Below are 2733 nucleotides of genomic sequence, written 5' to 3'. Positions count from 1 at the left end.
GGATCGTGATCGAGCTGCCGGCGGTCGCGGTCGCCCACAAGACGTTCCTCGGCTACCTGACGCGCAGTTACCAGCATCATGGCTTCAAGGTCGCGGACAAGCTGCCCGACCCCGGCCGCATCCTCGCGGTCGAATCGGACATGGCACGCCCCGACTACATCAAGATGGATGCCGGCATCGCGTTGCGCGACGGGATGGTGAAGGCGCTTGTCGCCTATGCGCAGCGTGTGCGGATTCCGCTGATCTTCGACGGCGTCGTGGACGAGACGCAGTGCGAGCTGCTGCGCCAGCACGACGTGCGGTTCATGCAGGGGCCGGTGTTCGCGAAGGTCGTGACGGTCTGAGCGATCGGCGGGGAAGGCGCGCGGGAGCGGCGCGCCGGAGGGCGGACTCCGGTGTCGTGTCGCTGCAAGGATCGGGGGTTTCAGCACGCAGCGTCGCTCGACGCCGGTCGGTTCCCGGTTCGTTCACGCAGAAAGGTCGAACGTGCTTGTGCGCGCGTTCGACGCCAATGTGCGGCCTATTCTCGTCCGCCGTCGTCGTACTTCGGTAGATCGTCGTCGATCTCGATGCCCGGGAAACGATCCCCGTACCAGACGTGCCACGCCGGACGCAGCCTCGACGGTTCGTCGAGCGTCGCGTAATTGATCTCGACCGCCCGCGGCGCGTCGGCGCGCCGGTATTCGAGCTGCGCGCCGCAACGGCCGCAGAAGCGCCGCTCGCCCCACGCGCTCGACGCGTAGACGGTCGGTTCGCCCTGCAAATATTCGAATGCGTCGATCGGCACCGAGGCCGATGCGACGACCGCCGCGCCGGTCGTGCGCTGGCAAAGCCGACAGTGGCAGAAGCCGGCATCGGTCGGAACGTCGGCGATGCGGTAGCGGATCGCGCCGCACGCGCATCCGCCTTCCATCGGTTCGGGGTGCGCCATGGCAAGCCTCGTCGTCGGGAAACAGGCGAACGATGATGAGCGCGGTTCGCCCGTCGCGCAATACGCGACGGCGACGCTTCCGCTCCCCGCATCCGCCGCGAACGAACCGGTTGGCGCGCGACGGCATCCTCCGCGCGCGCGTTGCTCAAACGGTCTGCCCGAGCCGCTGCGCGAGTGCCTTCAGCCGCGGCCCGACTTGCGTGCGAAACACGTCCTCGTCCATCGACGACGCGGGGCCGCTGCAGCTCAGGATCAGCCAGCGCCCCTCGCGCGGCTCGCGAAACGGCACGGCCGCCGCGTTCACGTCCGTATGCCACGCGCGAAACGAATAGCAGCATCCGCCTTCGGAGAACTCGGCCACCGCGTGCTGCGCGGCCGCGACGAGCGCATCGGCGTCGGCCGCGCCGCCGGCCGCGCGGTGCAGTTCGGCATAGAGCGCGCGGCGCACGTCCTCCGGCTGCACGGCCAGGTACGCGCGCCCCATCGAGCTCGTCAGCATCGACAGCCGCGAACCGGGCGCGAGCCCGAGCGTCAGCGCGGTCTCGCTGCGGATCGTCTCCAGATAGATCATGTCGAGCCCGTCGCGGCAGCCGAGCGACACGGCCGCGCCGATCTCCCGCGCGAGCGCCTGCATGTGCGGCCGCGCGAGATCGATCGTCCCCGAGCCCGACAGCAGCGCATAGCCGAGCGACAGCACGCCGGCGTCCAGCGCATACTTTCCGAGCGTCTCGTCGTAGCGCAGATAGCCGAGCACGGTCAGCGTATAGGCGAGCCGGTTCACCGTCGCCTTCGGCAGGCCCGTGCGTTCCGCGAAGTCGCGGTTGCCCAGCATCGTCTCGCCGGGCCGGAAGGCGCGCAGCAGGTCGAGGCCGCGCGCCAGCGCGACGACGAACTTGCGCTCGTCGATGGGGGTGTCGTCGATGGTTGAAAGTGTCATCCAGTGCTACACTGAGGCCGATTTGCAAAACATTGTTCCGCACAGCGGAACGCAAGTCAAGCGAACTTCAGGTATCCGCCCGGAGCAAGCGCCGAAGCCCGACCACTGCCGACCGACGCGCACGGCGGGAGTCGGCGTCGAGGCGCCCGCCCCGATCGACCGCAAAGCATGGAGCCGAGTGAGCGTTGGCTCGGGCCAACCGCGAAGCATGGGGCCCGAATAAGCGCTAAAGCGCTTACTCGACGCCGACCGCGAAGCATGGGGCCCGAGTAAGCGCTGAAGCGCTAACTCGGGCCGACAGGAGATGAGACGATGAGTGCTGCAACTTTTCATTGGGACGATCCGCTGCTGCTCGATCAGCAACTGACCGAAGAAGAGCGGATGGTCCGCGATGCCGCGCAGGCGTACGCACAGGACAAGCTCGCGCCGCGCGTCACCGAAGCGTTCCGCCACGAACGCACCGACGCGGCCATCTTTCGCGAGATGGGCGAAGTCGGCCTGCTCGGCCCGACGATTCCCGAGGCATACGGCGGCCCCGGCCTCAACTACGTGAGCTACGGGCTGATCGCACGCGAGGTCGAGCGCGTCGATTCGGGCTACCGGTCGATGATGTCCGTGCAGTCGTCGCTCGTGATGGTGCCGATCTTCGAATTCGGCTCCGACGCGCAGAAGCAGAAATACCTGCCGAAGCTCGCGACCGGCGAATGGATCGGCTGCTTCGGCCTGACCGAGCCGAATCACGGCTCCGATCCCGGCAGCATGGTCACGCGCGCGAAGAAGGTGCCGGGCGGCTACGCGCTGTCCGGCGCGAAGATGTGGATCACCAACTCGCCGATCGCCGACGTGTTCGTCGTGTGGGCGAAGC

At 67.9% G+C, this 2733-nt stretch carries 4 protein-coding genes; 2 read left to right on the top strand and 2 right to left on the bottom strand.

The window, feature by feature from the left end; translation table 11 throughout:
- The coding region (locus AC3IFE_RS20515) for an EAL domain-containing protein (protein WP_489191753.1) at positions 1-344 on the top strand (344 nt) is incomplete at its 5' end.
- Between the two features lie 176 nt (positions 345-520).
- Here AC3IFE_RS20515 and AC3IFE_RS20510 read toward each other — a convergent pair.
- Together AC3IFE_RS20510 and AC3IFE_RS20505 are read right to left on the bottom strand one after the other, a co-directional pair.
- Complete coding sequence (locus AC3IFE_RS20510; RefSeq protein ID WP_489191752.1) at positions 521-931, bottom strand: GFA family protein; 411 nt, start codon at positions 929-931, stop codon at positions 521-523.
- 145 nt (positions 932-1076) lie between these two features.
- Entirely contained in the window at positions 1077-1868 is a 792-nt protein-coding gene (locus tag AC3IFE_RS20505; RefSeq protein ID WP_175978852.1) for an IclR family transcriptional regulator, read from the bottom strand.
- A gap of 312 nt (positions 1869-2180) precedes the next feature.
- Here AC3IFE_RS20505 and AC3IFE_RS20500 point away from each other — a divergent pair.
- On the top strand, positions 2181-2733 hold a 553-nt coding region (locus AC3IFE_RS20500; protein WP_489191751.1), incomplete at its 3' end, for an acyl-CoA dehydrogenase family protein.

The organism is Burkholderia sp. APQ4-4ca, assembly GCF_057837105.1.
This window is presented reverse-complemented; position numbering and strand designations above follow the sequence as displayed.

Bases quoted from the DNA above. Each gene is read 5' to 3' on its own strand.
- AC3IFE_RS20510 (WP_489191752.1), bottom strand. From the start codon at position 931: ATGGCGCACCCCGAACCGATGGAAGGCGGATGCGCGTGCGGCGCGATC.
- AC3IFE_RS20505 (WP_175978852.1), bottom strand. From the start codon at position 1,868: ATGACACTTTCAACCATCGACGACACCCCCATCGACGAGCGCAAGTTC.